Origin of the sequence: Pleomorphomonas koreensis DSM 23070 (assembly GCF_000425185.1) — a bacterium.
In the GTDB taxonomy this organism is placed as follows: domain Bacteria; phylum Pseudomonadota; class Alphaproteobacteria; order Rhizobiales; family Pleomorphomonadaceae; genus Pleomorphomonas; species Pleomorphomonas koreensis.
Map to the genome: position 1 here is coordinate 139,590 of NZ_AULH01000013.1, position 26,589 is coordinate 166,178.

The following is a 26,589-nucleotide window of genomic DNA, read 5'->3' on the forward strand; positions in this document are numbered from 1 at the left end:
GCTCCATAGGAAATCCGTAACAACGGATCTTCCTGAATGAGCAATTCTTTCTCCAAATCGGCCGATGCATCGAATTCTGTTCTCCAGGAGACGGTTGCTCGCATAAGTCGCATCCTGCCGGGCGTTCTCGCCTGCGCCGCCATTGCCGGCCTTGCCGCCGGCCTCCGGCTGCTGCCGGGCGTCGGCAGGCTCAGCCCGATGATCATCGCCATCGCCGTCGGCATGCTGGTGCGCAACACGCTCGGCACCCATCCGGCGCTGACGGCCGGCATCGGCTTTGCGATGCGCCGGCTGCTGCGCCTCGCCATCGTGCTGCTCGGCTTGCAGCTCACCTTCGCCGAGGTGGCGGAGACCGGCCTGCGCGGCGTCGCCGTCATCGTCGGCTGCGTCGCCCTGACCTTCCTGTTTACGCTGGCCGTCGGCCGGCTGCTCGGCGCCGACGCCCGCCTCGTCCGGCTGATCGCCGCCGGCACGTCGATCTGCGGCGCCTCGGCGGTGGCGGCGGCCAATGCGGCGGTCGAGGCGCCCGACGAGGACGTCGCCTATGCCGTTGCCTGCGTCACGGTGTTCGGGTCGATCGCCATGTTCGCCTATCCGCTGTTGCAGGGCGTGCTGCATCTGGCGCCGCGCGACTACGGCCTGTGGGCCGGCGCCTCCATCCACGAGATCGCCCAGGTGGTGGCCGCTGCCTTCGCCGTCGGCCGCGAAGCCGGCGACTCCGGCACGGTGGCCAAGCTCACCCGCGTCATGACGCTGGCGCCGATGGTGCTGGCCATGGCCGCCGTGCTGCCGCGCGCCGGCGGTGCGGCCGGCGAGGGCGACCGGCCGCGGCCGCCGCTGCCCTGGTTCGTATTCGGCTTCGTGGCGCTGGTGGCGGTCAACAGCGCCGTCAGCCTGCCGGTGCCGTTCAAGGCCGAGGCGTCGGTGGCCAGCAGCTTCCTGCTGACCATGGCGCTCGCCGCCATGGGCCTTGAGACCAGCGTCGTGAAGCTGAGGGCCAAGGGGCTGCGGCCGGCGCTGACCGGCGCCTGCGCCAGCCTTTTCATTGCCGGCCTCGCCCTCGTGCTGATAAGGCTGACCTGACCCGGTCCCCTCGGCTTCGCCATGACTCTCGAACAACTGCGCATCTTCGTCGCCGTCGCCGGCCGCCAGCACGTCACGCAGGCGGCGCGCGAGCTGCATCTCACCCAGTCGGCGGTGAGCGCCGCCATCACGGCGCTGGAAAGCCGCTACGCCGTGCGCCTGTTCGACCGCATCGGCCGCCGCATCGCCCTGACCGAGGCCGGCCGCGCCTTTCTCGACGAGGCGAGGGCGATCCTCGCCCGCGCCGCCGACGCCGAGGCGGTGCTGGCCGATCTCGCCGACTTCCGGCGCGGCGAGCTGACCGTCGCCGCCAGCCAGACCATCGGCGCCTACTGGATTCCGCGCGTTATCCAGGCGTTTGCCGGCCGCTTCCCCGGCATCCGCGTCAGTCTGGAGCTTGGCAATACCGAGTTCGTGGCCGGCCGGCTGCGCGACGGAGCCGCGCTGCTCGGCTTCGTCGAGGGGCCGGTGGACGAACCGGCGCTCGCCGTCGACCGCCTGTTCGAGGACGAACTGCTGCTGGTGGCGGCGCCCGGCGATCCCTGGCTGTCGCAGTCCGGCGATGTGGCGGCGCGGCTCAAGGCGGCCCGCTGGGTGCTGCGCGAGCGCGGATCGGGCACGCGCATCGCCCTCGAACAGGCGCTCCGGCACTTCGGTCTTGCGGAAAGCGACGTCGAGGTGGCGCTGGAACTGCCGTCCAACGAGACGGTGCGCACCGCCGTCGAGGCGGGCGCCGGCGTCACCGTGCTGTCGCGCATGGTGGTCGAGGCGGCGCTGGCCACCGGCGCGCTGGTGGCCGTGCCGCTGCCGCTGCCCGGCCGCAGCTTCAATGCGCTGCGCCACAGGGAACGCCATTTCGGCCGGGCGGCCGCCGCCTTCGTCGAGCTGAGCCGGCCGGGACCTTTCGCGGCGCCTTGCCTCGCACCGCCGGCCGGACCATGTTAGGAGGCTGCGGGGAGGGGCCTCCCGCACGGACAGGATTTATGCCGCTTCACATCATCAAGCTCTGCGTCGGCGTCGAGACGGTCGAGGAACTCGACCAGTGGTATCGCGAGGAGGTGCTCGCCCACGCCGCCCGTGGCGAGGGCTACGAGCGCATCCACGTCACCCGCATGTTCCCCAAGCGCGCTGACGAGATCCTCGACGGCGGCTCGATCTACTGGGTGATCAAGGGCATCGTGCAGGTGCGCCAGAGCATCCTGGAACTGCGGCCGATTCGCGGGCACGACGGCATCGAGCGCTGCGGCCTGGTGCTCGATCCCGAACTGCACCGCACCGAATACCGGCCCTGCCGCGCCTTCCAGGGCTGGCGCTACCTGCCGGCCAAGGACGCGCCGGCCGACATCCGCCAGTCGGAGATCGACGGCGACATCCCCGAGGGCATGCGACGGGCGCTGCGCGAGCTGGCGCTGATCTGACCTGTTCTCTCGTAGGGGGCTGCGCGATTTCGCTTGACGCCGTCGGCCGGCGATGGTTTTTGTCCGCTAACCTTGCTTCGGCAGTCTCTGCGGAAGCGTCTTCTGTCGGACGATATCCATGTCGTGCTCTCGGCACCTTCGGACATCCTTGACCGCCCCGCTTGCGCGGGCCGCGGCTCCGACCTTCTTCGGCTTTATGGGCTTTTATGCGTGGCGTCGCCGCTTCGGCGTGGCCGGTTCCGCAGCTGTCTGATCGACAGGCCCAGCGCGAGAACGAGCCCCGCCGAAAGGCGGGGTTTTTTGCATTTGCGGTTCCGTGACCGCCTGCCTCCGGCCTCCGTGCCGGATCGGTCGAAACGGAACCGCCGCCTTCCGCACTTCTGCCGCGCATGCGTATCGGCGGTGGTGCCTCACCGGCGCCTCATGTATAAGGCGCCAAATCCTGAAGGCTCCGCGGTGGTTTTCGCGGGGCGATGCATCGAGAAGAAGAGCCGCGTCATGCCCACCACCTGGAAGCCCGATTCCTGGCGCGCCCTGCCCATCGAGCAGGTGCCGGACTACCCCGATCAGGCGGCGCTCGCCGCCGTCGAGGCGCATCTTGCCAGCTATCCGCCGCTGGTGTTTGCCGGCGAGGCGCGCAAGCTCAAGAAATCCCTGGCCAAGGTGGCGGCCGGCGAGGCCTTCCTGTTGCAGGGCGGCGATTGCGCCGAGAGCTTCGCCGAGCACGGCGCCGACAACATCCGCGACTTCTTCCGCGTCTTCCTGCAAATGGCGGTGGTGCTGACCTATGGCGCCGCCCAGCCGGTGGTGAAGGTCGGCCGCATCGCCGGCCAGTTCGCCAAGCCGCGCTCCAAGCCGACCGAGCTGATCGACGGCGTCGAGCTGCCGTCCTACCGCGGCGACATCGTCAACGGCATGGACTTCACGCCGGAGGCGCGCATCCCCGATCCGCAGCGCCAGGAGATGGCCTACCGCCAGTCGGCGGCGACGCTGAACCTGTTGCGCGCCTTCGCGAGCGGCGGTTATGCCAACCTCGACAACGTCCACAAGTGGACGCTCGGCTTCGTCAAGGGCGCGCAGTCGTCGCGCTATCAGGAGATCGCCGACCGCATCAGCGAAAGCCTCGCCTTCATGCGGGCCTGCGGCGTGCATCCGGAAAGCGTCTCCGAGATGCGGACCACCGACTTCTACACCAGCCACGAGGCGCTGCTGCTCGGCTACGAGCAGGCGCTGACCCGTGTCGATTCGACCACCGGCGACTGGTACGGCACCTCCGGCCACATGATCTGGATCGGCGACCGCACCCGCCAGCCCGGCCATGCCCATATCGAATATTGCCGCGGCATCAGGAACCCGATCGGCCTGAAATGCGGCCCGTCGCTCGATCCGGAAGAACTGATCCGGCTGATCGACACGCTGAACCCGGACAACGAGCCCGGCCGGCTGACGCTGATCACCCGTTACGGTGCCGACAAGGTGGGCGACCACCTGCCGGCGCTGATCCGCACGGTGCAGCGCGAGGGCCGCTCGGTGGTCTGGTCCTGCGACCCGATGCACGGCAACACCATCACGCTCAACTCCTACAAGACGCGGCCGTTCGACCGCATCCTGAAGGAAGTCGGCGCCTTCTTCGACGTCCACGCCGCCGAGGGCACCCATCCCGGCGGCATCCACGTCGAGATGACCGGCCGCGACGTCACCGAATGCACCGGCGGCGCCATCGCCATCTCCGGCGAGCAGCTTGCCGACCGCTATCACAGCCATTGCGATCCGCGCCTCAACGCCGATCAGGCGCTGGAACTGGCCTTCCTGGTGGCTGAGCGCATCCGCAAGACCCGCGACGGCCGCGAGCCGCTGGAATGGGCGATCGCCGGCGAGTGAACAAATCGCCGCAGGCTATTGACTGACAAGGGAAAAGGCGCTCCGGAAAGGGCGCCTTTCTCGTTCGGCTATCGGCCGTTCTCGTCCTTCAGTGTCTCCTTCTGGGTGATCAGGCGCGCCGAATGCTGGCCGGAGACGAAGATCCACAGCCAGCTCCAGGCCACGGCGAAGCGGCTGCGCGTGCCGATCAGGAAGTAGATGTGGGCGATGCCCCACACCCACCAGGCGACGGCGCCCTTCAGCTTGATCCAGCCGAAGTCGACCACGGCGGCGCTGCGGCCGATGGTGGCGAGGTTGCCCTGGTGGCGATAGACGAACGGCCCCGGCGCCGGCTGGCCGGCGAGGCGGCGGCGGATGGTCTTCGCCACGTGGGCGCCCTGCTGCTTGGCGGCCGGCGCCACGCCCGGCACCGGCTTTCCCTCGGCCGTCGTCACCGACGCCGTGTCGCCGATCACGAAGATATCCGGCGCGCCGGGCACGCTAAGGTCCTTCTCGACGATCGCCCGTCCCGCCCGGTCGGCCGGCGCGCCCAGCCATTCGGCGGCGCGCGACGCCTGCACGCCGGCCGCCCAAAGCACCGTCCTGGCAGGCACGAAGTCCTCGCCGATGCGCACGCCGTCGGCCGAGATGTCGGTGACCGGCAGGCCGGTGCGCACCGTGACGCCGAGCCTGTCGAGCGCCTGACGGCCGTAGTCGGAGAGGTCCGGCGTGAAGGCCGGCAGGATGCGCGGCCCCGCCTCGATCAGCAGGATGCGGGCGGTGCGGGTGTCGATGGCCCGGAATTCCTTGACCAGCGTGCGGTGGGCCAGTTCGGCGATGATGCCGGCCAGCTCGACGCCGGTCGGGCCGCCGCCGATGATGGCGAAGGTGAGCAGCGCCTGCCGCTTGTCCGGATCGGCCTCCATCTCGGCCCGCTCGAAGGCGAGCAGCACGCGGCGGCGGATGGTGGTGGCGTCCTCCAGCGTCTTCAGGCCGGGCGCGAAGGCTTCCCATTCGTCGCGGCCGAAATAGGCGTGGCGGGCGCCGGTGGCCAGCACCAGCGTGTCGTAGGGAAGGACGTTGCCGTCGCGGAGCCGCACCGTCTTCGCCTCGCGGTCGACGCCGACGACGTGCCCGAGCACCGTCGTCACCTCCGGCCGGTCGCGGAACAGGCGGCGGATCGGCCAGGCGATTTCCGAGGTGGCCAGCACCGTCGTCGCCACCTGGTAGAGGAGGGGCTGGAACAGGTGGTGGTTGCGGCGGTCGATCAGCGTGATGTCGACCGGCGCGCCCTTGAGGTCGAGCACGAGCTGGAGACCGGCAAATCCGCCTCCGACGACGACAACGCGATGACTGGTCATGAAATCCCCCCGTTTCCCCGACGCCGCCGTCCGGCAGCCGCCGAGGAACGCAAGCCTTCGCCAACGGTCCCCGGAGGTCAAGAAACATCGCCTTCAAGCCATTGCAAGTTCGGCTGAAAACCCCGCCAGATGGCTGAAAGGGAACGCCTTCGGGCCGCTCCGGCCGGGCCGGCCGAGACCAAAGTCGCAACCTTGGCTTGGCGGCGAGCGTGCCGGCTGAAGGCTGGCCGGGCGCCTTGCCATGCCCGCCGAGGCCGGTTCCGGGGCGCTCTCCGTCTCCACCTCTTCCAAAGCCGCTTTGAAAAGCGTTTCCTGACGCACAGGCGGATGTCGATTCGAGCCGACGTCAAACGGTTCATCTAAACCAATTACAATCTTGACATCCGTGCCAGTTCGCATCTTTGCAGCGTCACATTGACGGGCTATAGAACGCGCGGGTTATCAGGACTTCGCCGTCCATCCAACTGGGAGTGCATCGCACAATGACAGCCATCATCGATATCGTCGGTCGCCAGATTTTCGACAGCCGCGGCAACCCCACCGTCGAAGTCGACGTCACCCTGGAAGACGGCTCGTTCGGTCGCGCCGCGGTTCCGTCGGGCGCCTCGACCGGTGCCCATGAGGCGGTCGAGCTGCGCGATGGCGGCTCCCGCTATCTCGGCAAGGGCGTCACCAAGGCCGTCGCCGCCGTCAACGACGAGATCTACAAGGCGGTCGCCGGCATGGATGCCGAGGATCTCCTGGCCATCGACAAGGCGATGATCGAGCTTGACGGCACGCCGAACAAGGCCCGCCTCGGCGCCAACGCCATCCTCGGCGTGTCGCTCGCCGTCGCCAAGGCCGCCGCTCAGGCCGCCGGCCTGCCGCTCTACCGCTACGTCGGCGGCCCGAACGCCCACATCCTGCCGGTGCCGATGATGAACATCGTCAATGGCGGCGTGCATGCCGACAACCCGATCGACTTCCAGGAGTTCATGATCCTGCCGGTCGGCGCCGAGTCGATCGCCGACGCCGTGCGCATCGGCACCGAGGTGTTCCACACCCTGAAGTCGGGCCTGAAGAAGGCCGGCCACAACACCAACGTCGGCGACGAGGGCGGCTTCGCTCCGAACCTCGGCTCGGCCGTCGAGGCGCTCGACTTCATCGTCGCCTCGATCGAGAAGGCCGGTTACACGGCTGGCAAGGACGTCTATCTCGGCCTCGACTGCGCCTCCACCGAGTTCTTCAAGGACGGCAAGTACCACTACGAAGGCGAAGGCAAGGTCCGCTCGATCGAAGAGCAGGTCGAATACCTCGCCAAGCTGGCCGCCGACTATCCGATCATCACCATCGAAGACGGCATGTCGGAAGACGACTGGGCCGGCTGGAAGCAGCTGACCGACAAGATCGGCAGCAAGGTGCAGCTGGTCGGCGACGACCTGTTCGTCACCAACACCAAGCGCCTCGTCCAGGGCATCAAGGCCGGTACGGCCAACTCGATCCTGGTCAAGGTCAACCAGATCGGCTCGCTCTCCGAGACGCTCGACGCCGTCGAGACCGCCCACAAGGCCGGCTACACCGCCGTCATGAGCCACCGCTCGGGCGAGACGGAAGACTCGACGATCGCCGACCTCGCCGTGGCCACCAACTGCGGCCAGATCAAGACCGGCTCGCTGGCCCGTTCGGACAGAATCGCCAAGTACAACCAGCTCATCCGCATCGAGGAAGAGCTGGGCGACCAGGCCAAGTACGCCGGCATCAGCGTCGTCAAGGGCGCCTGAGGCTTGACGGCTTCCGCCAGGAAATGAGGAAAGGCCCGGCCCCGCGCCGGGCCTTTTCCTTTGCCGGGCGCCCCTGCTGCTGACAGGAAGCTGTCCGCCCCGGTGCGAGGGTCGCCCCGACCATCGCCTGAAAGGACAGGGCATGACCGACAAGCGCATCGCCGTCATTCTGCTCGACGCGTTCGCCGACTGGGAAGTCGGCATGTTCGCGGCGGCCGCGCGCGCCTGGCTCGGCGCCCGCGTCGATCACCATACGCCCGGCGGCCGCGTCGTCCGCTCCATGGGCGGACTGACCGTCACGCCGGATGCACCGCTGGAAACGCTGGCGGTTGCGGAATTCGACGCGCTCTGCGTGATCGGTTCGTCCGGCTGGGAAGCGGCCGACGCGCCGGATATCGGCGCCGCCGTCCGCGAGATGCTGGCGGCCGGGCGTCCGGTCGGCGCCATCTGCGGCGGCACGCTGGCGGTCGGACGGGCCGGCGTGCTGAACCGGCGCCGCCATACCAGCAACGCTGCTGGCTATCTTGGCGATCGTCTGCCCGACTACGACGGCTCGCTCTACGTCGACATGCCGCGCGCCGTGGTCGACGACGGGCTGGTGACCGCGCCGGGCTCGGCGCCGGGAAGCTTCGCCACCGGCCTCCTCGGCTTGATCTGGCCGGGTCATCCGCTGGTCGGCGAACTGGCGACGATGATCGCCGCCGAGCATCGCCCTGCCTGAGCCATCCACTGCCGCGTCAGCCCCCGGCTTTGCGCCGCCGTCTCGCTTGCTCTATTGAGAAGCGATGACCCTCGTCGCCGAATCTGATCTCCGTTCCGAGTCGGCCGAACGGCGCGCCGTGCTCGGCGTCACCCGCTCGGCCACTGCGCGCCCGTGGCGCGACCGGCTCGATGCGCGCGGCGGCGCGCTGGCCCGTCAGATCGCCCAGGAAGCCGGATTGCCGGACGTGGTGTCGCGCCTTCTGGCCGCCCGCGACGTCGCCGCCGACGCCGCCGAGGCCTATCTCAACCCGCAGCTCAAGACGCTGCTGCCCGATCCGTCGCTGTTCACCGACATGGATGCCGCCGCCGCCCGCCTTGCCGACGCCGTCGAACGCGGCGAGAAGCTGGCCGTGTTCGGCGACTACGATGTCGACGGCGCCACCTCGGTCGCCGTCCTCGTCCGCTATCTGCGGGGGCAGGGGCTGGACCCCGCCGTCTACATCCCCGATCGCCTCGTCGACGGCTACGGCCCCAACCCGCGTGCCGTCGGTGAGCTGGCGGCCGGCGGCGCCACGCTGCTGGTGACGCTCGACTGCGGCACCTCCAGCTTCGAGGCGTTCGATGAGGCGAAGCGGCGTGGCCTCGACGTCGTGACGCTTGACCACCATCAGGCCGGCGTCGAGCTGCCGCCGACGCTGGCCCTCGTCAACCCCAACCGGCAGGACGACCTGTCCGGCCACGGCCACCTCGCCGCCGTCGGCGTCACCTTCGTGGCGCTGGTCGCCATCAACCGCGAACTGCGGCGACGCGGCTGGTTCGAGCGGCGCGGCACGCCGCCGCCCGACCTCCTGTCGCTGCTCGATCTGGTGGCGCTCGGCACGGTCTGCGACGTGGTGCCGCTCAAGGGCCTCAACCGCGCCTTCGTGGTGAAGGGGCTCACCGTGCTCAGGGCGCGCGGCAATCGTGGCCTTGCGGCGCTCGCCGACGTCGTCAGGCTGTCCGGACCGCCGACACCCTACAGTCTCGCCTTCATGCTGGGGCCGCGCATCAATGCCGGCGGCCGCATCGGCGACAGCGGCCTCGGCGCCCGCCTGCTGACCTCCGACGACGCCGTCGATGCCGGACGCATCGCCGTCGAACTCGACCGGCTCAACCGCGAGCGGCAGGCGCTGGAGGCCGAGGCGGTGGACGCCGCCGAGCTGATGGTGGCCGCCCGCCTCGGCGGCGAGGCGCCGCCGGTGATCGTCGAGGCGTCGGAGGACTGGCACCCCGGTATCGTCGGCCTGGTGGCCGCCCGCCTCAAGGAGCGCTACCGCTGCCCGACCTTCGCCATCGCCCTCGATCGTGACGGCGGCGCGGTCGGCTCCGGCCGGTCGATCGCCGGCGTCGACCTCGGCGCCGTGGTGCGCCTTGCCCGCGAGCGCGGACTGATCGCCAAGGGGGGCGGCCACGCCATGGCGGCCGGCGTGTCGCTGCCGGCGGCCGGCGTCGACGCCTTCCGCGCCTTCGTCGCCGCCGCCGTCGCCGACGGCGTTGCCATGGCCCGTGCCGCCGAGGCGCTGGAGATCGACGCGGCGCTGACCGCCGACGGCGCCACGCCCGACCTCGTCGAGGCGATCGGCCGGGTCGGTCCGTTCGGCTCGGCCCAGCCGGAGCCGCTGTTCGTCTTCCCCTCCCACCGGCTGCTCTATCTCGATGCCGTCGGCCGCAATCACCTGCGCCTGACGCTCTGCTCGTCGGCCGGCACCAAGCTGAAAGCCATGGCCTTCCGGGCTGTCGGCCAGCCGCTCGGCGACTTCCTGGCCGGGAGCCGGGGCGCGCCGCTGCATGTCGCCGGCCACGTCGATCTCGATTGGTGGCAGGGGGCGCCGCGCGTGCAGATCCGCGTCGTCGATGCCGCCGATCCGGCCAAGTCCCGTTTCTGAGACCGCCTTTTCTCAGTCCGCAGACATGGCCTTTGGCCGGGTTGCCGGCGGCTCGCTCTACGGGTATTCCTTGACGAGCTGTTTTATCTGGTTGCCTTTTGATCGATGTCATTGCCCGGCCGCTGCCGGCTTTCGGAGGGGTCTCCATGCTATCCGTTCGGCGCTTCGCGCGGCTTCTGTCGCTCGTCTGTCTGACTGCGGCAGGACTGGCTCTCGCCACACCGGGCGAGGCGGCCGAGCGGCGGGCGGTGATCACCGAGGGCGCCGACTATTTCGGCGAGGACATCGAGACGCTGAAGGGCGTCGATCTCGGCGACTGCGAAGCGGCCTGCGTAGCCGACCAGCGCTGCCTCGCCTTCACCTACAACACCAAGGCCCGCTGGTGCTTCAAGAAGAGCACCGTCGGCGATCTCCGCGTCTTCGCTGGCGCGGTGGCCGGCAAGATCGTCGCCTCGGAAGCGGTCGATCCCTCCGTCGCCGACAGCCGCCGCGAGGAACTGGGCTTCATCGGCCAGAGCTTCTTCGACGAGGCGCGCAAGCTCGAAGGCGCCATCGCCGACGAGCCGGCTGAGGGCAATCTTGACCGCCTCGTCGCCGACAGCGACAAGGCGATCGACGCCGGCGACAACCTGAAGGCCGCCGAGGCCCTGCGCAAGGCCATCCGCCTCGATCCCGATCGCAACGACCTCTGGTGGCGCTATTCCGATCAGGCGATCCTGGTGCCGGACGACAACGAGAAGCACGACACCTTCGTGCAGGAATCGACCGCCGCCGCCGTCAACGCCTATCTGCGCGCCACCGACGTCGATGAGCAGGTGGCCGCCCTCAACTCGCTCGCCAACTCCTTCGTGACGCGCGAGGACTGGAGCCTCGGCATCAAGACGTTGCGCCGCCGGCTGGCGCTCCAGGACGACCCCGACTGGCGTTCCGCCTACGACGACTGGATCGCCCAGCACGGTTTCCGCATCACCGACAATTCGATCGACACGCAATCGTCGACGCCGCGCATCTGCGTCACCTTCTCCGACCCGATCGCCAGGAACGATCCGTCGATCACCGGCTACCTGTCGGTCGAGGGTGGCGACCAGCTGGAGATCGAGGCCGAGGCCAACCAGATCTGCGCCGCCGGCGTCGAATACGGCAAGCGCTACCACATCACCGTCCGCAAGGGCCTGCCGGCCAGCGACGGCGAGGAGAGCCTGAACAAGACGGCCGAACTCGACCTCTACGTTCGCGATCGCGATCCGTCGGTGCGCTTCGTCGGCAAGGCCTACGTGCTGCCGAAGACGCCCAACGCCACCATTCCCGTCGTGTCGGTCAACATCGACACGCTCGATGCCCGCGTGCTGAAGATCGGCGACCGCAATCTCGTCAACGCCATCGGCCAGGACCGCTTCCTGAGCCAGCTCGACAAATGGAGCGCCGAGGCGGTTGCCGACCGCGAGGGGCGCGAGGTGTGGTCGGGCACCATCGCCGTCAAGCGCGACGTCAATCGCGAGGTGACCACCGCCGTGCCGGTGGCCGAACTGGTCAAGACGCTGGAGCCGGGCGTCTACGCCCTGGTGGTCCGCGACGTCAACAAGAAGGACGAATGGAGCGCCGACGCCACACAGTGGTTCATCGTCTCCGATCTCGGCCTCGCCACCATGACCGGCAACGACGGCCTCAACGTGGTGATCCACGCGCTGAGCAATGCCCAGGCGGTGGCCGGCGTCGATCTGAAGCTGATCGCCGCCGACAACGAGGTGCTCGGCTCGGCGACCACCGATGCCGCCGGCTATGCCCGCTTCGACGCCGGCCTCGTCAAGGGCACCGGCGGCGCGGCGCCGCAGCTTCTGCTGGCCACCAAGGACGGCGACTTCGCCTTCCTCAACCTCCAGAAGGCCCCCTTCGACCTGACCGACCGCGGCGTCGAGGGTCGCGATCCGCCCAAGCCGGTCGACGTGTTCATGACCACCGAGCGCGGCGTCTACCGCCCCGGCGAGACGGTCAACCTCACCGTGCTCGCCCGCGATCCCAAGGCCGCGGCGCTGCCCGACCTGCCGCTGACGCTGGTGGTACGTCGGCCCGACGGCAACGAGTTCATCCGCCGCCTTGCCGCCGACCAGGGCGCCGGTGGCCGCGCGCTATCCTTCGAGCTGCCCGGCGAGGCGCCGCGCGGCACGTGGCGCGCCGCCGCCTACACCGATCCCAAGGCCGATCCGTTGCAGGAGGCGACCTTCAAGGTCGAGGACTTCCAGCCCGAGCGGATCGACTTCACGGTGAAGACCGAGGCGAGCCTGCTGCACGCCGGCGAGAGCGCCGAGGCGACGCTCACCGCCGAGTGGCTCTACGGCGCCCCGGCCGCCGGCCTTGCCATCGAGGGCGAGGTCTACGTGACGCCGGCCGCCAGCATTCCCTCGGCGCCGGGCTATCGCTTCGGCCTTGCCGACGACGATTTCACGTCGGCCGTCGAGGACGTCCAGTCCGACGGCACCGACGAGGCCGGCGACGCCACGGTGACGCTGGTGACGCCGCAGGTCTCCGACACCACTCGGCCATTGCAGGCCGCCGTGCACATCCGCGTGCTCGACACCAACGGCCGTGCGGTCGAGCGTCGCCTGACGCTGCCGGTCTCCACCGGCCATCAGCGCATCGGCGTCAGGCCGCTGTTCCAGGACGCGGTGGAGGAGGGCGGCAACGCCGCCTTCGACGTCGCCGTGCTCGACGCCGACTATGCCAATGTCGCCGCCAAGGATCTGAGCTGGACGCTGTCGCGCGTCAACACCAACTATCAGTGGTATCAGAGCGACGGCTCCTGGGACTACCACGCCGTCAAGTCGACGACCCGCGTTGCCGACGGCAAGCTCGACGTCGAGCCCGGCCAGCCGGCCCGCATCGAGGCGCGCGTCGAGTGGGGCGAGTACGAGCTGACGGTGAAGAGCGGCGACGGCGACGTCATCCCGGTATCCACCACCTTCGAGGCCGGCTGGTACGTGCCGACCACCGCCGAAGAGACGCCCGACCTCCTGAAGATCACCCTCGACAAGCCGCGCTACAGGATCGGCGACACGCTGAAGGCGCACATCGAGCCGCGCTTTGCCGGCATTGCCGTGGTGTCGGTGGTCGACGACCGGCTGATCGCCATGAAGACGGTGGAGGTGCCGGCCGGCGGCTCCACCATCGAGCTGCCGGTCACCGCCGACTGGGGGCCGGGCGCCTACGTGACCGCCTCGCTGCTCAGGCCGCTCGATCTGGCCGAGAAGCGCATGCCGTCGCGCGCCCTCGGTCTTGCCTGGGCCGGCGTCGATCCCGGCGAGCGGCTGCTCGGCGTCGCGATCGACGCGCCGATGGACATGCGGCCGCAGACCGACCTCTCCGTCGCCGTCAAGGTGGACGGCGTCAAGGCCGGCGAGGACGCCTACGTCACCATTGCCGCCGTCGACGTCGGCATCCTCAATCTCACCGAATTCAAGGCGCCGGCGCCGGAGGACTGGTATTTCGCCCAGCGCCGGCTCGGCATGGAGTTCCGCGACCTCTACGGCCAGCTGATCGACACCACGCTCGGCGCGCTCGGCGAGGTGCGCACCGGCGGCGACGGCGGCGGCATCTCCCGCCTGATGGGACCGCCGCCCACCGAACGGCTGGTCGCCTTCTTCCAGGGGGTGACCAAGGTCGATGCCGACGGCGTCGCCCACGCCTCCTTCCCGATGCCCGACTTCAACGGCACGGTTAGGGTGATGGCGGTCGCCTGGTCGAAGACCGGTGTCGGCCACGGCTCGCGCGACGTCTTGGTGCGCGATCCCGTGGTGATCCAGGCGTCGCTGCCGAACTTCCTGGCGCCGGGCGACCGCTCGCGCCTCGCCCTCGACTTCACCCATGTCGAGGGTCCCTCCGGCGACTTCTCCCTCTCGGTGACGGCGGCCGGCGACTTCGTCGGCCTCGACGACAAGCTGGCGCACGCCAGCGTGTCGCTCACTGAGAAGGGCAAGGCCCGCGTGCTGATCCCGATCACCGGCCGGGCGGTCGGCGACGAGACGATCACCGCCGAGCTGAAGGCGCCGGACGGCAGCGCGCTCACCAAGACGCTGACGCTCGGCGTGCGCGACAACGAGCCGGCCGTCACCCGGGTCAGCGACTTCTCGCTGAAGCCTGGGAGTGGCGACCTGAAGCTGACGCCGGACGTGTTCGCCGGCCTGAAGCCGGAGACCGGCGTTGCGACGCTGACCGTCGGCACGGTGGCCGGCATCGACCTGCCGGGCCTCGTCCACGCGCTCGATAAGTACCCCTATGGCTGCTCGGAGCAAATCACCAGCCGGGCGCTGCCGCTCGTCTATCTCGATGACGTCATCCTGGCCGCCGGTCTGGACGGCGAGGAACCGGTGCGCGAGCGGGTGCAGAAGGCGATCGAGGCGCTGCTGGTCAACCAGGGCTCGGACGGCTCGTTCGGCCTGTGGGGGGCGGGGTCGGAGGATCTCTGGCTCAGCGCCTATGTCACCGACTTCCTGACGCGCGCCAAGGAGAAGGGCTACGAGGTGCCGCCGGTCGCCCAGGACATGGCGGTGACCAACCTCAAGAACCGCATCGCCTATGCCGCCGACTTCGACAACGGCGGCGAGGATGTCGCCTACGCCCTCTACGTGCTGGCCCGCAACGGCCGGGCGTCGATCGGCGATCTGCGCTTCTACACCGAGACCAAGATCGACGCCTTCGCGACGCCGCTCGCCCGCGCCCAGCTCGGGGCGGCGCTCGCCCTCTACGGCGACAGCCAGAAGGCGGCCGGTGCCTTCCGCTCGGCGCTCGATCTGCTGGAGGCGGCCAATGACAAGGCGCGGCCGTGGCGCGCCGACTACGGCTCCGACCTGCGCGACGGTGCCGCCATCCTGGCGCTGGCCGCGGAATCGAAGCTCTCCGCCTTCGACTACCAGGGCCTCAGCCGCGAGGTCGGCAAGCTCTACAAGGCCAGCGCCGCTACCTCGACGCAGGAGAAGGCGTGGATGCTGCTCGCCGCCCACGCCCTGCTGAAGGACGGCCTGAAGCCGGAACTGGACGTCGGCGGCACGCGGCACGACGGCGTGTTCACGGCGAAGTATGCGCCGGCCGACCTCGCCGCCGGCCTTGCGGTGAAGAATGTCGGCAAGGCGGTCGTCGACGCCCGGCTGACGGTGACCGGCATTCCCGAAACGCCGGAACCGGCCGGCGGCAATGGCTATGCCCTGACCCGCGCCTACTACGACCTCGACGGCAACGAGGTCGATCCGTTGGCGGTGAAGCTCGGCGACCGGCTGGTGGTGGTGCTTTCGGTCACCACGACGCAGTCCGGCTGGGCGCGCCTCTTGCTGAACGATCCGCTGCCGGCCGGCTTTGCCATCGACAATCCGTCGCTGATCCGGGCCGGTGATGTGGCGGCGCTCGACTGGCTGGCGCCGCTCGACAACGCCGCCCACACCGAATACCAGACCGACCGCTTCACCGTCGCCTTCGACCTGAAGGACACCACGGAGTTCCAGTTCGCCTACATGGCCCGCGCCGTCGCGCCCGGCAGCTTCAACCAGCCGGCCGCCACGCTCGAGGACATGTACCGGCCGGAACGGCAGGCCCGCACCGGTGCCGGCCACGTCGAGGTGATCGGCCCGCTGCAATGATCGGGGGAGGGAGGGGCGGCGCGGCGGCTGCCCCTTCTGCCCGAGGAAGCCGCGTCCTGCCCGTGATCGCCGCCTGCGCGGAGGGTGTAAATAAAAACAAAGAGATGGCCCGCGGAGGCGGGCCATGTCATGCCGGAAAGGGCGCCCTTAAAGCGCCAGCGTCAGGATCTCCGCCGCCGCCTCGGGCGTCACGTCGCGATGCTCGCCGAGTGGCACCGGCCAGTGCTGGCGCAGCTTCTCGGTGACGGCCGGAATGGCGGTGGCGTCGAGGCCGTAGTCGGCAAGCCTCGTCCTGACGCCCATCGCCTCGAAGAAGGCGCGCGTCCGCGCGATGGCGGCGTCGATGCGCGCTTCCTCGTCGCCCGTCGTGATGCCGAACACCCGTTCGGCATATTGCAGCAGCTTCCCGCGCTTCTGCGCCCGCTTCACCGTCAGCAGCGACGGCAGCACGATGGCCAGTGTCGCCGCGTGATCGAGGCCGTAGAGGCCGGTCAGCTCGTGGCCGATGCGATGGGTCGCCCAGTCGCCCGGCACGCCGCAGGCGATCAGATCGTTGAGCGCCATGGTCGCCGCCCACATCAGGTTGGCGCGCGCCTGATAGTTGGTCGGCTCGGCGAGGGCGACCGGCCCGTCCTCCAGGATGGTCAGCAGCAGGCCCTCGGCGAAGCGGTCCTGCACCTTGGCGCCAACCGGATAGGTGAGATACTGCTCCAGCACGTGCATAAAGCTGTCGACGACGCCGTTGGCGGTCTGGCGCGGCGGCAGCGAGAAGGTGGTCTCCGGATCGAGCACCGAGAAGCGCGGCAGCACGTGCACCGAATTCATCGGCAGCTTGTCCTGCGTGGAGGCGCGGGTGATGACGGCGTTGCGGTTCATTTCCGAGCCGGTGGCCGGCAGGGTGATGACGCAGCCGAGCGGCAGGGCGGCCGTCACGTTGCGGCCGCGCTCGACCAGGATGTCCCAGGGATCACCGTCATAAAGGGCTGCGGCGGCCACGAACTTGGTGCCGTCGGCCACCGAACCGCCGCCGACCGACAGCAGGAAGTCGACTTTCTCGGCACGCGCCAGCTTGGCGGCGTTCAGCAGCGTTTCAAAATGCGGATTGGCCTCGATGCCGCCGAACTCGAACACGGCCCGGCCGGCCAGCGCTGTCCGCACCTGGTCCATGACGCCGTTCTTCAGCACCGAGCCGCCGCCATAGAGGACGAGGACGCGGGCATCGGCCGGCACTTCGTCGGAGATGCGGGCGATCTGGCCCTTGCCGAAGTGGATGCGGGTGGGGTTCCAGTAGGTGAAGCTCTGCATGGCATCCTCGCGGGTTTGTGGGGCGAGTCTAGCGCGGCGCGGACCGGCCGACAAATCGGCATTGGCGATGGCTCTGGTCTCCGCCGCCGATCAGCTTCCGGCGCGCGGCTGGCCTGCCGGTGAACGCTTTCCGGAGGTCGATCGAAGCTGCTAGGCTCTCGTCAAAACCGAGGGAGATTTCCGATGGACTACACCAAGCTCGGCCGCACCGGCCTCGACGTTTCGCGCATCTGCCTCGGCTGCATGACCTATGGCGTGCCCGAGCGTGGCGCTCATCCCTGGACGCTGCCCGAGGAGGCGGCGCGACCGCTGATCCGCCAGGCGATCGAGGTGGGCATCAATTTCTTCGACACGGCCAACAGCTATTCCGACGGTACCTCGGAGGAAATCGTCGGCCGGGCGCTGCGGGATTTTGCCCGCCGCGACGAGATCGTGCTGGCCACCAAGATCTATTTCCCGCTGGCCTTCTCCGAGCGGGGACAGAGGACGCCGAATGCCTCCGGCCTGTCCCGCAAGGCGATCTTTCAGGGCATCGACGCCAGCCTCCGCCGGCTCGGCACCGATTACGTCGACCTCTACCAGATCCACCGCTGGGATTACGCCACGCCGATCGAGGAGACCATGGAGGCGCTGCACGACGTGGTGAAGGCCGGCAAGGCCCGCTATATCGGCGCGTCGTCGATGTTCGCCTGGCAGTTCGCCAAGGCGCTGCACGTCGCCGAGCGAAACGGCTGGACGCGCTTCGTCACCATGCAGAACCACCTGAACCTCCTCTATCGCGAGGAGGAGCGCGAGATGCTGCCGCTCTGCCGCGACGAGGGCATCGGCGTCATCCCCTGGAGTCCGCTGGCGCGCGGCCGCCTGACGCGCGACTGGGACAGCGGCTCGCGCCGCCAGGACCTCGACGCCTTCGGCAAGACGCTCTATCTCGGCACCGAAGAATCCGACCGGCAGGTGGTGGAGACGGTGGCGAGGATCGCCGCGGCGCGCGGCCTGCCGCGGGCGCAGGTGGCGCTCGCCTGGGTGCTCCAGAAGGCGGAGGTGTCGGCGCCGATCGTCGGCGCCTCGAAGCCCGGCCACATCGACGACGCCGTGGCGGCGCTCGACGTTCGCCTGACCGCCGAGGAGATCGCCGCCCTCGAAGGCCCTTACGTGCCGCACGCCGTGGCCGGGTTCAGTTGACGGCTCAGAGCAGCGCCACCGCCGCGTCGCCGGTCATGCCGGCCGCCTCGGCGATCAGGGCGATCGACTTCAGCCGCGTCCGGTGGTCGTAGACGTCGGACACCAGCATGATCTCGTCGGCGCCGGTCTCGCCGGCGAGGTCGGCGAGGCCGCGCCGCACCGTTTCCACCGAGCCGACGATGGAGCGGGCCAGCATGCGGCTGACCCAGTCCCGTTCCTCGGCCGTCCAGAAGGCGTCGATGTCGTCGATCGGCGGCTGCGACAGGCCGCGCGCGCCGCGCCGGATGCCGGTGAACGACATCTGCTGCGTCGTGAACAGGCGCCGCGCCTCTTCGTCCGTGTCGGCGGCGATGACGTTGGCGCCGACCATGGCATAGGGCCGGTCGAGCACGGCCGACGGCTTGAAGCGGCTGCGGTAGATGTCGAGGGCCGGCAGCAGCAGGTCGGGCGCGAAATGCGAGGCGAAGGCGTAGGGCAGGCCGAGTTCGGCCGCCAGCATGGCGCCGAAGTGGCTGGAGCCGAGGATCCACAGCGGCACGCGCGTACCGGCCGCCGGCACCGCCTCAAGGCGCTGGCCCGCGGCCGCCGGCTCGAAATAGGCCTGAAGCTCGATGACGTCCTCGGGGAAATGCTCGGCCGCCTCGGGCGGCCGGCGGATGGCGCGCAACGTCAATTGGTCGGTGCCGGGCGCCCGGCCGAGGCCGAGGTCGATGCGGTCGCCGTAGAGGCGGGCCAGCGTGCCGAACTGCTCGGCGATGATGTAGGGCGAATGATTGGGCAGCATGATGCCGCCGGCGCCGACGCGGATGGTCGAGGTGCCCTCGGCGATATGGGCGATGACGATCGAGGTGGCGGCGCTGGCGATGCCGGCGATGTTGTGGTGCTCGGCCACCCAGATGCGCCGATAGCCGAGACGCTCGGCATGGATGGCAACCTCGCGGGCATTGCGGAGGGCGCCGGCGGCGTCGGTCTGTTCGGTGACGCGGACGAGTTCCAGGATGGAGAGCGGCGGCATGGAGGTCTCCGTGAGGATAATCCTCCCATGGTGCCGCCGCTCGTCCGTGGCCGCAAGGGACGGAACCGCCGCCGCCGATGACAATCGCGCGAGCGAGCCTCGGCGGCGGACGGCGTCGACCGCTTACTCGGCCGGTGCGGCGGCGATGGCCAGCTTGCTGCGGCGGGCGCCGTAGAGGTAGTAGACCACCACGCCGAGGGCGCTCCACAGCACGAAGCGCACCCAGGTGGCACCCGGCAGGCTGAACATGATGATCAGGCTGCAGATGATGGCGAGCGGCGCCACCACCCAGGCCGCCGGGCAGCGGAACGGCCGCTCGAGGTTCGGATGGGTCTTGCGCAGGATCAGCACGCAGGCGCTGGTGATGATGAAGGCGAACAGCGTGCCGATGTTGCACATCTCCGCCACCAGACCGATCGGCGTGAAGCCGGAGATCAGCGCGATCACCGTGCCGACCAGGATGGTAGCGATGTACGGCGTGCCATACTTCGGGTGCACCTTGCAGATGCTCTCGGGGATCAGGCCGTCGCGGGCCATGGCGAAGAAGGCGCGCGTCTGGGCGTAGATCAGCACCAGGCAGACGGTGGTCAGGCCGGCGATGGCGCCGACGCCGACGATGGCCGAGCCGAAGTTGTAGCCGATCTTGCGCAGCACGTAGGTCACCGGCTCGGCATTGTTCAGCTCGGTGTAGGGCGCGACGCCGGTCAGCACCGCCGACACGGCCATGTAGAGCACGGTGCAAGCGACCAGCGAGCTGATGATGCCGATCGGCATGTTGCGCTGCGGGTTGACGGTCTCCTCGGCCGCCGTCGCCAGCGAATCGAAGCCGATGTAGGCGAGGAAGATGATCGCCGCGCCGGCCGTGATGCCCTGCATGCCGAACGGCAGGAAAGGCACCCAGTTCGTCGGGTTGACGGCCGGCGTCGCCAGCAGCAGGAACAGGAAGATGGCGCCGAGCTTGATGAAGACGAGGATCCGCGACAGACGGATGCTCTCCTTGACGCCGAGCACCAGCAGGAAGGTCAGGAAGGCGATGATCAGCACGGCCGGCAGGTTGATGATGCCGCCATCATGCGGCACGGCGGTCAGCGCGTGCGGCAGCTCGACGCCGCCGGCCTTCAGGATGCCGGTGAAATAGGCCGACCAGCCGGCCGCCACGGCGGAGGCGCCCACCGTGTACTCGAGGATCAGGTTCCAGCCGACCAGCCAGGCCACGAACTCGCCGGCGGCGGCGTAGCTGTAGGCGTAGGAGCTGCCGGCGGCGGGAAGCGCGGCGGCCAGCTCGGAATAGGCGAGGCAGATGAAGGCGCAGGCCACCGCCGAGAAGGCGAAGGACAGGATGATGGCCGGACCCGCATAGGTGGCCGCGGCGACGCCGGTCATCACGAAGATGCCGGTGCCGATGATCACGCCGATGCCCATCATGAACAGGTCGAAGGCGCCGAGCGTGCGCGGCAGGGCCTTGCCGCTCGCCTGCGCCATCAAGTCGGCGATGCTTTTCTTTCGCTTGAGGTTCAATCCAGCCCCCAGTGAATGTGTTTATTGCTGTCCACCGGCCTGATGCCGGGGAAAGTGGGTCTATGCCCGGGAGCCATCGCTATTATCTTTACCAGGCAGTCAAGAAACTTGGGAGAAATAACTAGAAGGCCATAAGGCCGTCGGATTTCGCAAGATTTCTCGAACAGTGCTCCAAAAGTCGCATTCTTTCCCGCCTGCTTTTCGCCGCATAGCGGGCGTCGGCGCCAGTGCGCATCTTTTGGTCGTTGGCTGCCGCGTGCTTCGTAATTGAATATACCTACTGGCGCCCCAATATGGCAGTAAGTCCGGCGACACCCGTGTCCGCGGTCCGCGGCCGCGCCGGAAAAGGAGACGAGACCGATGCCGGTCCGCGAGGGAACGTCTGGTTCCGCTTCGTCGGTGCTTGGCCGCATGGCCGCCGATATCGGCGGCCTCGAACGGGTGTCGATCGGCGACATCGTCCGCCGCCTCGGCCGCAACGGTTTCGATCTGGCGCTGATCGCCCTGGCGCTGCCGGCGATGATCCCCATTCCCGGCCCGTTCGGCATGGTGACCGGAACCTGCCTGGTGCTCGTTGCCTGCCAGATGCTGCTGGGCCGCCGCCGCCTCGCCCTGCCGCGCCTGCTCGCCGATCGCCATCTGGCGGCCGACGGCGTCAAGACGGTCATTGCCGGCGCCCTGCCATGGGTGCGCCGGCTGGAGGCGCTCATGCGGGCCGGCCGCTGGCGCTCGCTGACCGGCCGGGCGGGCCGACTGCTGATGGGCGTCCCGGTGCTGCTGCTCGCCGTGGTGCTGGCGCTGCCGATTCCCTTCGGCAATATCGGGCCGGTGATCAGCCTGCTGGTGATCGGCCTGTCGCTGATGACCCGCGACGGCCTCGCCCTCGTCGTTGGCCTGGTGCTGACGCTGGTGACGATGCTCTGGACGGCGGCCCTGATCGTCGCCGGCACCCATATCGCCGCCTGTCTCGGCGGCTTTCTGACCTGAGGCCGAAGTGGACCGACGCGCGCTCATCCTCGCCAATCCGCACAGCCGCTCGGCAGGCGCCGGCGTCGACGCCGCCATCGAGGAACTGCGTGGCGGCGGCATCGACGTGCTGCGGCCGGACTGGCACGAGGGCGAGGATCTCGCCGAGACCATCCGCCGCCACGGCGACGCCGTCGACCGGGTGGTGGTGGTCGGCGGCGACGGCAGCCTCAACGCGGCGGCGCCGGGGCTGATAGATACCGGCCTGCCGCTCGGCATCCTGCCGGGTGGCACCGCCAACGATCTCGCCCGCACGCTCGGCCTGCCGGTCGACATGGCCGAGGCGGCGCGGGTGATCGCCGCCGGCCGGACCAGGGTGATCGACGTGGGCGAGGTCAACGGCAAGCCGTTCTTCAACGTCGCCAGCCTCGGCATGAGCGCCAGCCTCGCCGATCGGCTGAGCCGCGAGACCAAGCGCCGCTGGGGGCGGCTGGCCTACGCGTTGACCGCCACCGAGGTGCTGATCGGCGCCCGGCCGTTCAGCGCGGTGATCCGCGCCGACGGCGGCGAGGAGATCGCCGTGCGGACGTTGCAGATCGCCGTCGGCAATGGCCGCCACTATGGCGGCGGCATGGTCGTCGCCGAGACGGCCGAGATCGACGACAGCCGCCTCGACCTCTATTCGCTGGAGTTCGAGGACGTCTGGAAACTGCCGTTGATGGCGCTGGCCTTCTGGGAAGGCCGGCACGGCCTGATGGACGAGGTGCGGACCCTGAGCGGAGAGGGCTTCGAGATCCGCACCCGCCGGCCGATGCCGGTCAACGCCGATGGCGAGATCGTTACCACGACGCCGGCCGTCTTCCGCGTCCGGCCGGGCGCCGTGACGGTGTTCGTGCCTGAGGTCAGCTCTTCTTGAACCACGAGAACAGCGAGGCGACGCGCGGCTCCTCCTTGCCGGCAAGGCGCGGCACCACCACCATCTGCCTGACCTCGCCGCGCTTGAAGGCGGCAAGGAAGCGCGCGTAGTCGCGGAAGGAGACGCAGCCGTTGGACTCGCCCGGCTTGCGCAGCATGTAGGTGTGGGCAAGCAGGCCGTCGCGGCCGAACGGCTTCTTGCCGTCGACGGGGGTGAGGCGGATCGCCTCGACGCCATGGAACAGGCTCTCGCGCATGGTCAGCTTGTAGGTACCGGGCGGGGTGGGGCCGCGCATCTTGACGTGGATGTAGCGCACGTCGTCCATCATGGCGCCGAGGCCGGAATGCGCCTCGAGCTTCTCGCCGTTCGGCATGTGCACGACGCCGGCCGCGATGTCGTAGATGGCGACGCCCGCCCGCATCGCCGGCGGCGCGATGGCGGCGATCTCCGCTCTCGGCTTGACCTCGACCAAGGCGGCGGCCGGCTTGTCCTGTTTCTGCGGCGCGGCCGGCGCCACGGCGGCCGGCGGCGGCGCCACGGCCGCGACTTTCGGCGCTTCGGCGGCCGGCTCGACGGGCTTGGCCGGCAGGGCCGGGCGCGGCACCGGCAGGGGCGCTTCGGCGATGGCCACCGGCGGGCGCGGTCCGGCGTCCGGCGCGGCGAGGCCGTCATGGCGGACGGCGAGCGCGAGGCGCGCCGCCGGCGCGGCGTTGGCCTGGAACCTGGCCTCGAACTGCTGCCGTCGGAATCCGGCGGCGGCTTCGGCGAGCCGCATGGCGACGGCGGCCGTGGCCTTGTTCTGGCGGGACAAGAGAATGGCGTCGGCGGTGAGATTGCCGGAGGTCGCGCCGGCGATCGGCGGCAGCTTTTCAAACTTGTCGGGCTTTCTCGCCGGCGGCAACGTCGCCGGCAGCGGCCGCACCGACAGGCCGGACTCGAAGATCGACTGGCGGGCGGCCGACAGGTTTTCGCTGACCGTGCCGACGGCGGTGAGGCTGAGCCCGATCCACAGGGCGGCGGCGGCGCTGACCGACAGGAAGGCCGCAGCGGCCGGCCACCCCGCAAGACGCAGCGGCAATCTCAGGGAGATCGGCTCGTACCCGCTCGAAAACGCTGCCAACGTCGCCATGCTTCAGGAACCCACTCAGTACCACCGGCCCGTTGCCCGGCCACATGGGAGCATTCGTCGCCCGGACGTCATCGCCCGCACGCCACGCGAACACCCTCGCGCGGAAAAGCTCCGTTTCGAGATCAGGATCGCAAGCTATGGTAAGGAAAGTCTTTACGGCGAGGTCATGGCGAGCGCCGCCAACTGGCCGGCCAAAGCCTCGACTTGGGCCCAATCGGTATATTCTATGATTGTGGAGGCGTCAGTCGGGCCACCGGAGATGTGCATGATCGCCTGGATCATCATCCGGTCGAACCAGCGGTAGGCGGGATAGTCGAGCTTGCCGGCGACGGCCGCCGACAGCGCCGGGCGGAGGCCGGCCCGCATCAGCCACTTGCGCAGGTAGATGTTGCCCTCGGCGGTCTGGCGGCCGGGCTTGCGGGCCGTCAGGTTGACCGACAGGACGGCGATGCGCCCGGCCGGCACCTCGGCCTGCAATCGCGCGAGGAAGCGCCGCGCCGCGGACAGATGGTAGCCGTAGCGGATGGCGGCGGCGACGAGGATGAGATCGGCCTCGGGATCGATGGCCGGCGACATCCCAGCCATCAGGTCGATGAGGGTGACGCCGACGTCGCGCCCGCCGAGATGCCCGGCGAGGCAATCGACGATCTTGCGGGTGTGGCCGTCGTGGCTCGCGAAATAGATGGCAATTCTCGGCCGCCCCGACGTCATGGCAGACTTTCCGCTCGGCGTTTCGATACGGCACGACTCGTGGCCGACCGGCGGCACCCTAGACCAGAAACCGGCGGCGCTGGATTGGTGTTTGTCACAAGTGGTTGTTTTACCGTAGTCTTTTCTTGGGGGCCATCTTCAGCTTTTCAGCCGGTCGCGCAGGCGCCGTGCCGCGTCGAGAAGCCCCAGTCTGTCCAGGGCGCGCTTCAGCTTCGGCTTGCCGTCGAGGAGGGCGAGCACGAGGCGGCCACGCAGCGTCAGCGGCTGAAGCAGCTCGCGAAGCCCGATGGTCTCGGCGCCGAACAGATCCTTGTAGGTTTCGTCGCCGATCGTCAGGTCGACGACGGTGAGGCCGAGCTTGGCGGACGCCTCGATGCAGCTCTCGACCATCAACAGGCCGGGCGCCCAGTTGGCAAACTGGGTATTGTAGGCAAGCACCAGGAGCAGGATGCGATCGCCCTCGATAAGGCCGAGGCAGCCGGCGGCCAGCTCGTCGTCGAGGCGCAACCGCCCGACCTTGGCCAGCGAGCCTTCCTCGACCAGCCGGTGGTAGAAGACGCTCTGGATGGCCGCCTGCGCCGGATCGTTGACCTCCTGAAACCGTTGCCGGCGCCAGTCGAGCAGGCGGTCGAGGTCGGGAAGGGCATCCGGACCGCTGACGAAATCGAAGGTCAGCTTTCCCTTGTGCTCCAGCTTGCGGCGATTCTTGACCAGCCGGCGACCGGTGGAGGGATCAAACCGCCGTTCGCGCAGCGTGGCGAAATCGGCGTCGATCGGCAGCGCGTGGGCCGAGCAGCACGACGGACGCATCCGGTGGGCGAGTTGCATCCGCGCCGCGTACTCGGGCGGCACGCGCTCGATCGAGATGAGATCGGCGGCCGGCAGCATCGCCACCAGCGCGCTCCAGAGGCGATCCATGGTCTCCGGGTCGGGCGCGAAGTCCGGGCTGACCAGCGCCGCGTGATAGTCGCTGATGCCGCCATCGGGCAGGGTGAGAACGGTGAGGCCGTAACGTCGTTCGCGCACCAGCGGCAGCACGAACAGCGGCCGGTGGTCGCTGGCCCGGCGGATGACGCCGAGGCAGCAGTCCATGCCGGACGGCTGCAGCACGGCAAACCAGACGTCGAGCCATCGGGCCGACTGAAAAGGCGTGCGTTGCAGATCGCCGGCAGCCAGGAGGGCGGGGATGGCGGCGGCGTCGGAAAGGACAGTAATCTCGTATCCAGACAAGCTGCCCATCGCGTCCCGCTCCGCCGCCCCATGCGATCGGCGAGAGACTAGGTTATACAACTGACCAAAGGGTTTATAAAGGCGCCGGGCAGGGGGCGCCGAACACCTTGGCGGCGAAGAGGAAGTTGCGGAGATGGCGGACCGGACATCGGGCGTGCCGACGCTGACGGCGGATATCCTGCTCAAGGCTTATGCCGTGGGCATGTTCCCGATGGCCGAAAGCGCCGACGACCCCAACCTGTTCTGGATCGAGCCGGAATGGCGCGGGGTGATTCCGCTCGACGGCTTCCGCGTGCCGCGCCGGCTTGCCCGCACCGTGCGGCAGGATGGCTTCGAGGTGCGCGTCGATACCGACTTCGACGGCGTGGTCGACGGCTGCGCCGCCCCGGCCGAGGGCCGCGAGAAGACGTGGATCAACGTCACCATCCGTCGGCTCTACGGCGAGCTGTTCCGGCGCGGTCATTGCCACACCGTCGAAAGCTGGCAGGACGGCCGGCTGGTCGGCGGCCTCTACGGCGTGTCGATCGGCGGCGCCTTCTTCGGCGAGAGCATGTTCTCGACGGTGACCGACGCCTCCAAGGTGGCGCTGGTGCATCTGGTGGCGCGCCTCAGGGCCGGCGGCTACCGGCTGCTCGACACGCAGTTCGTCACCGAGCACCTCGCCCGATTCGGCACCATCGAGATCCCGAAGCGCCTCTATGCCCAGCGGCTTCAGGCGGCGCTGGCGACGCACGGCGATTTCGCCGCCCTGCCGGCCCCGGTTTCCGGCGCCGAGGCGCTCCGCTGGTTGCCGGCGCGCGAGACCGGTGGCCAGAGCTAAAGCGGCATCTTCGGAAGATGCTGCAACCCGTTGCAACCACTTGAAGAAATATTACCCGGCTCAG

At 69.2% G+C, this 26,589-nt stretch carries 19 protein-coding genes; 12 read left to right on the forward strand and 7 right to left on the reverse strand.

Annotated features, from left to right (window positions below; translation table 11 throughout):
• The first annotated feature begins 36 nt into the window (after positions 1–36).
• The 4 genes from H512_RS0112435 to H512_RS0112450 all read left to right on the forward strand — a co-directional run bounded on the left by H512_RS0112435 (position 37) and on the right by H512_RS0112450 (position 4,382).
• A complete protein-coding gene (locus H512_RS0112435) occupies positions 37–1,083 on the forward strand; it encodes a YeiH family protein (RefSeq protein ID WP_084798453.1) in 1,047 nt (348 codons plus the stop codon).
• Positions 1,084–1,104: 21 nt separating this feature from the next.
• Positions 1,105–2,028 (forward strand): LysR family transcriptional regulator, encoded by a 924-nt coding sequence (locus H512_RS0112440; protein ID WP_026783737.1) that lies wholly within the window; start codon positions 1,105–1,107, stop codon positions 2,026–2,028.
• A 38-nt stretch (positions 2,029–2,066) separates the two neighbouring features.
• Positions 2,067–2,501, forward strand: coding sequence for a DUF1489 family protein (locus H512_RS0112445; RefSeq protein WP_026783738.1), 435 nt, complete (start codon positions 2,067–2,069; stop codon positions 2,499–2,501).
• Between the two features lie 498 nt (positions 2,502–2,999).
• Positions 3,000–4,382, forward strand: a complete 1,383-nt coding sequence (locus tag H512_RS0112450; protein ID WP_026783739.1) for a class II 3-deoxy-7-phosphoheptulonate synthase — start codon at positions 3,000–3,002, stop codon at positions 4,380–4,382.
• Between the two features lie 68 nt (positions 4,383–4,450).
• Here the strand turns inward: H512_RS0112450 and H512_RS0112455 are convergent, their stop codons facing one another.
• Positions 4,451–5,722 carry an NAD(P)/FAD-dependent oxidoreductase gene (locus tag H512_RS0112455; RefSeq protein WP_026783740.1) on the reverse strand — a complete coding sequence of 424 codons (1,272 nt, stop codon included), beginning with the start codon at positions 5,720–5,722 and terminating at the stop codon, positions 4,451–4,453.
• Between the two features lie 482 nt (positions 5,723–6,204).
• Here H512_RS0112455 and eno point away from each other — a divergent pair, with 482 nt between their 5' ends.
• From eno to H512_RS0112475, 4 genes are all read left to right on the forward strand, one after another.
• On the forward strand, positions 6,205–7,482 hold the full coding sequence (eno, locus tag H512_RS0112460; RefSeq protein WP_026783741.1) for a phosphopyruvate hydratase: 1,278 nt from the start codon (positions 6,205–6,207) through the stop codon (positions 7,480–7,482).
• A 142-nt stretch (positions 7,483–7,624) separates the two neighbouring features.
• Positions 7,625–8,203 (forward strand): DJ-1/PfpI family protein, encoded by a 579-nt coding sequence (locus tag H512_RS0112465; RefSeq protein ID WP_026783742.1) that lies wholly within the window; start codon positions 7,625–7,627, stop codon positions 8,201–8,203.
• A gap of 64 nt (positions 8,204–8,267) precedes the next feature.
• Positions 8,268–10,109 (forward strand): single-stranded-DNA-specific exonuclease RecJ, encoded by a 1,842-nt coding sequence (gene recJ, locus H512_RS0112470; RefSeq protein ID WP_026783743.1) that lies wholly within the window; start codon positions 8,268–8,270, stop codon positions 10,107–10,109.
• Between the two features lie 146 nt (positions 10,110–10,255).
• Positions 10,256–15,733: an MG2 domain-containing protein gene (locus tag H512_RS0112475; protein ID WP_036791449.1), complete on the forward strand. Its 5,478-nt coding sequence runs from the start codon at positions 10,256–10,258 to the stop codon at positions 15,731–15,733.
• A gap of 147 nt (positions 15,734–15,880) precedes the next feature.
• Here H512_RS0112475 and H512_RS0112480 read toward each other — a convergent pair whose 3' ends face one another.
• Positions 15,881–17,038, reverse strand: coding sequence for an iron-containing alcohol dehydrogenase (locus H512_RS0112480; protein ID WP_026783745.1), 1,158 nt, complete (start codon positions 17,036–17,038; stop codon positions 15,881–15,883).
• 183 nt (positions 17,039–17,221) lie between these two features.
• On the opposite strand from H512_RS0112480, the gene H512_RS0112485 reads away from it, so the two are divergent.
• Positions 17,222–18,220 carry an aldo/keto reductase gene (locus H512_RS0112485; RefSeq protein WP_026783746.1) on the forward strand — a complete coding sequence of 333 codons (999 nt, stop codon included), beginning with the start codon at positions 17,222–17,224 and terminating at the stop codon, positions 18,218–18,220.
• 4 nt (positions 18,221–18,224) lie between these two features.
• Here H512_RS0112485 and H512_RS0112490 read toward each other — a convergent pair whose 3' ends face one another.
• Positions 18,225–19,235 carry an LLM class flavin-dependent oxidoreductase gene (locus H512_RS0112490; protein ID WP_026783747.1) on the reverse strand — a complete coding sequence of 337 codons (1,011 nt, stop codon included), beginning with the start codon at positions 19,233–19,235 and terminating at the stop codon, positions 18,225–18,227.
• 123 nt (positions 19,236–19,358) lie between these two features.
• The gene (locus H512_RS0112495) at positions 19,359–20,753 is read right to left on the reverse strand and encodes an amino acid permease (RefSeq protein ID WP_026783748.1); all 1,395 of its coding nucleotides are present in this window, start codon (positions 20,751–20,753) and stop codon (positions 19,359–19,361) included.
• A 360-nt stretch (positions 20,754–21,113) separates the two neighbouring features.
• On the opposite strand from H512_RS0112495, the gene H512_RS26360 reads away from it, so the two are divergent.
• Positions 21,114–21,740, forward strand: a complete 627-nt coding sequence (locus tag H512_RS26360) for an exopolysaccharide biosynthesis protein (RefSeq protein ID WP_084798454.1) — start codon at positions 21,114–21,116, stop codon at positions 21,738–21,740.
• Positions 21,741–21,747: 7 nt separating this feature from the next.
• Positions 21,748–22,635, forward strand: a complete 888-nt coding sequence (locus H512_RS23810) for a lipid kinase (protein ID WP_084798455.1) — start codon at positions 21,748–21,750, stop codon at positions 22,633–22,635.
• On the opposite strand, the gene H512_RS25820 is transcribed toward H512_RS23810, so the two are convergent.
• The 3 genes from H512_RS25820 to H512_RS0112520 form a co-directional block, all read right to left on the reverse strand.
• The gene (locus H512_RS25820) at positions 22,622–23,764 is read right to left on the reverse strand and encodes a DUF2778 domain-containing protein (protein WP_084798456.1); all 1,143 of its coding nucleotides are present in this window, start codon (positions 23,762–23,764) and stop codon (positions 22,622–22,624) included. The genes H512_RS23810 and H512_RS25820 overlap by 14 nt on opposite strands.
• Before the next feature lie 153 nt (positions 23,765–23,917).
• A complete protein-coding gene (gene hemG / locus H512_RS0112515; RefSeq protein ID WP_026783749.1) occupies positions 23,918–24,475 on the reverse strand; it encodes a menaquinone-dependent protoporphyrinogen IX dehydrogenase in 558 nt (185 codons plus the stop codon).
• 138 nt (positions 24,476–24,613) lie between these two features.
• Entirely contained in the window at positions 24,614–25,714 is a 1,101-nt protein-coding gene (locus H512_RS0112520; RefSeq protein ID WP_026783750.1) for a GNAT family N-acetyltransferase, read from the reverse strand.
• A 124-nt stretch (positions 25,715–25,838) separates the two neighbouring features.
• Between H512_RS0112520 and aat the strand changes: the two genes are divergently transcribed.
• Positions 25,839–26,525, forward strand: coding sequence for a leucyl/phenylalanyl-tRNA--protein transferase (gene aat, locus H512_RS0112525; protein WP_026783751.1), 687 nt, complete (start codon positions 25,839–25,841; stop codon positions 26,523–26,525).
• Positions 26,526–26,589: the final 64 nt, after the last annotated feature.

Excerpts from the sequence above, each read along its gene's own strand:
- H512_RS0112435 (WP_084798453.1), top strand. The coding sequence starts at position 37 with ATGAGCAATTCTTTCTCCAAATCGGCCGATGCATCGAATTCTGTTCTC.
- H512_RS0112440 (WP_026783737.1), top strand. The coding sequence starts at position 1,105 with ATGACTCTCGAACAACTGCGCATCTTCGTCGCCGTCGCCGGCCGCCAG.
- H512_RS0112445 (WP_026783738.1), top strand. The coding sequence starts at position 2,067 with ATGCCGCTTCACATCATCAAGCTCTGCGTCGGCGTCGAGACGGTCGAG.
- H512_RS0112450 (WP_026783739.1), top strand. The coding sequence starts at position 3,000 with ATGCCCACCACCTGGAAGCCCGATTCCTGGCGCGCCCTGCCCATCGAG.
- H512_RS0112455 (WP_026783740.1), bottom strand. The coding sequence starts at position 5,722 with ATGACCAGTCATCGCGTTGTCGTCGTCGGAGGCGGATTTGCCGGTCTC.
- eno (WP_026783741.1), top strand. The coding sequence starts at position 6,205 with ATGACAGCCATCATCGATATCGTCGGTCGCCAGATTTTCGACAGCCGC.
- H512_RS0112465 (WP_026783742.1), top strand. The coding sequence starts at position 7,625 with ATGACCGACAAGCGCATCGCCGTCATTCTGCTCGACGCGTTCGCCGAC.
- recJ (WP_026783743.1), top strand. The coding sequence starts at position 8,268 with ATGACCCTCGTCGCCGAATCTGATCTCCGTTCCGAGTCGGCCGAACGG.
- H512_RS0112475 (WP_036791449.1), top strand. The coding sequence starts at position 10,256 with ATGCTATCCGTTCGGCGCTTCGCGCGGCTTCTGTCGCTCGTCTGTCTG.
- H512_RS0112480 (WP_026783745.1), bottom strand. The coding sequence starts at position 17,038 with ATGCAGAGCTTCACCTACTGGAACCCCACCCGCATCCACTTCGGCAAG.
- H512_RS0112485 (WP_026783746.1), top strand. The coding sequence starts at position 17,222 with ATGGACTACACCAAGCTCGGCCGCACCGGCCTCGACGTTTCGCGCATC.
- H512_RS0112490 (WP_026783747.1), bottom strand. The coding sequence starts at position 19,235 with ATGCCGCCGCTCTCCATCCTGGAACTCGTCCGCGTCACCGAACAGACC.
- H512_RS26360 (WP_084798454.1), top strand. The coding sequence starts at position 21,114 with ATGCCGGTCCGCGAGGGAACGTCTGGTTCCGCTTCGTCGGTGCTTGGC.
- H512_RS25820 (WP_084798456.1), bottom strand. The coding sequence starts at position 23,764 with ATGGCGACGTTGGCAGCGTTTTCGAGCGGGTACGAGCCGATCTCCCTG.
- hemG (WP_026783749.1), bottom strand. The coding sequence starts at position 24,475 with ATGACGTCGGGGCGGCCGAGAATTGCCATCTATTTCGCGAGCCACGAC.
- H512_RS0112520 (WP_026783750.1), bottom strand. The coding sequence starts at position 25,714 with ATGGGCAGCTTGTCTGGATACGAGATTACTGTCCTTTCCGACGCCGCC.
- aat (WP_026783751.1), top strand. The coding sequence starts at position 25,839 with ATGGCGGACCGGACATCGGGCGTGCCGACGCTGACGGCGGATATCCTG.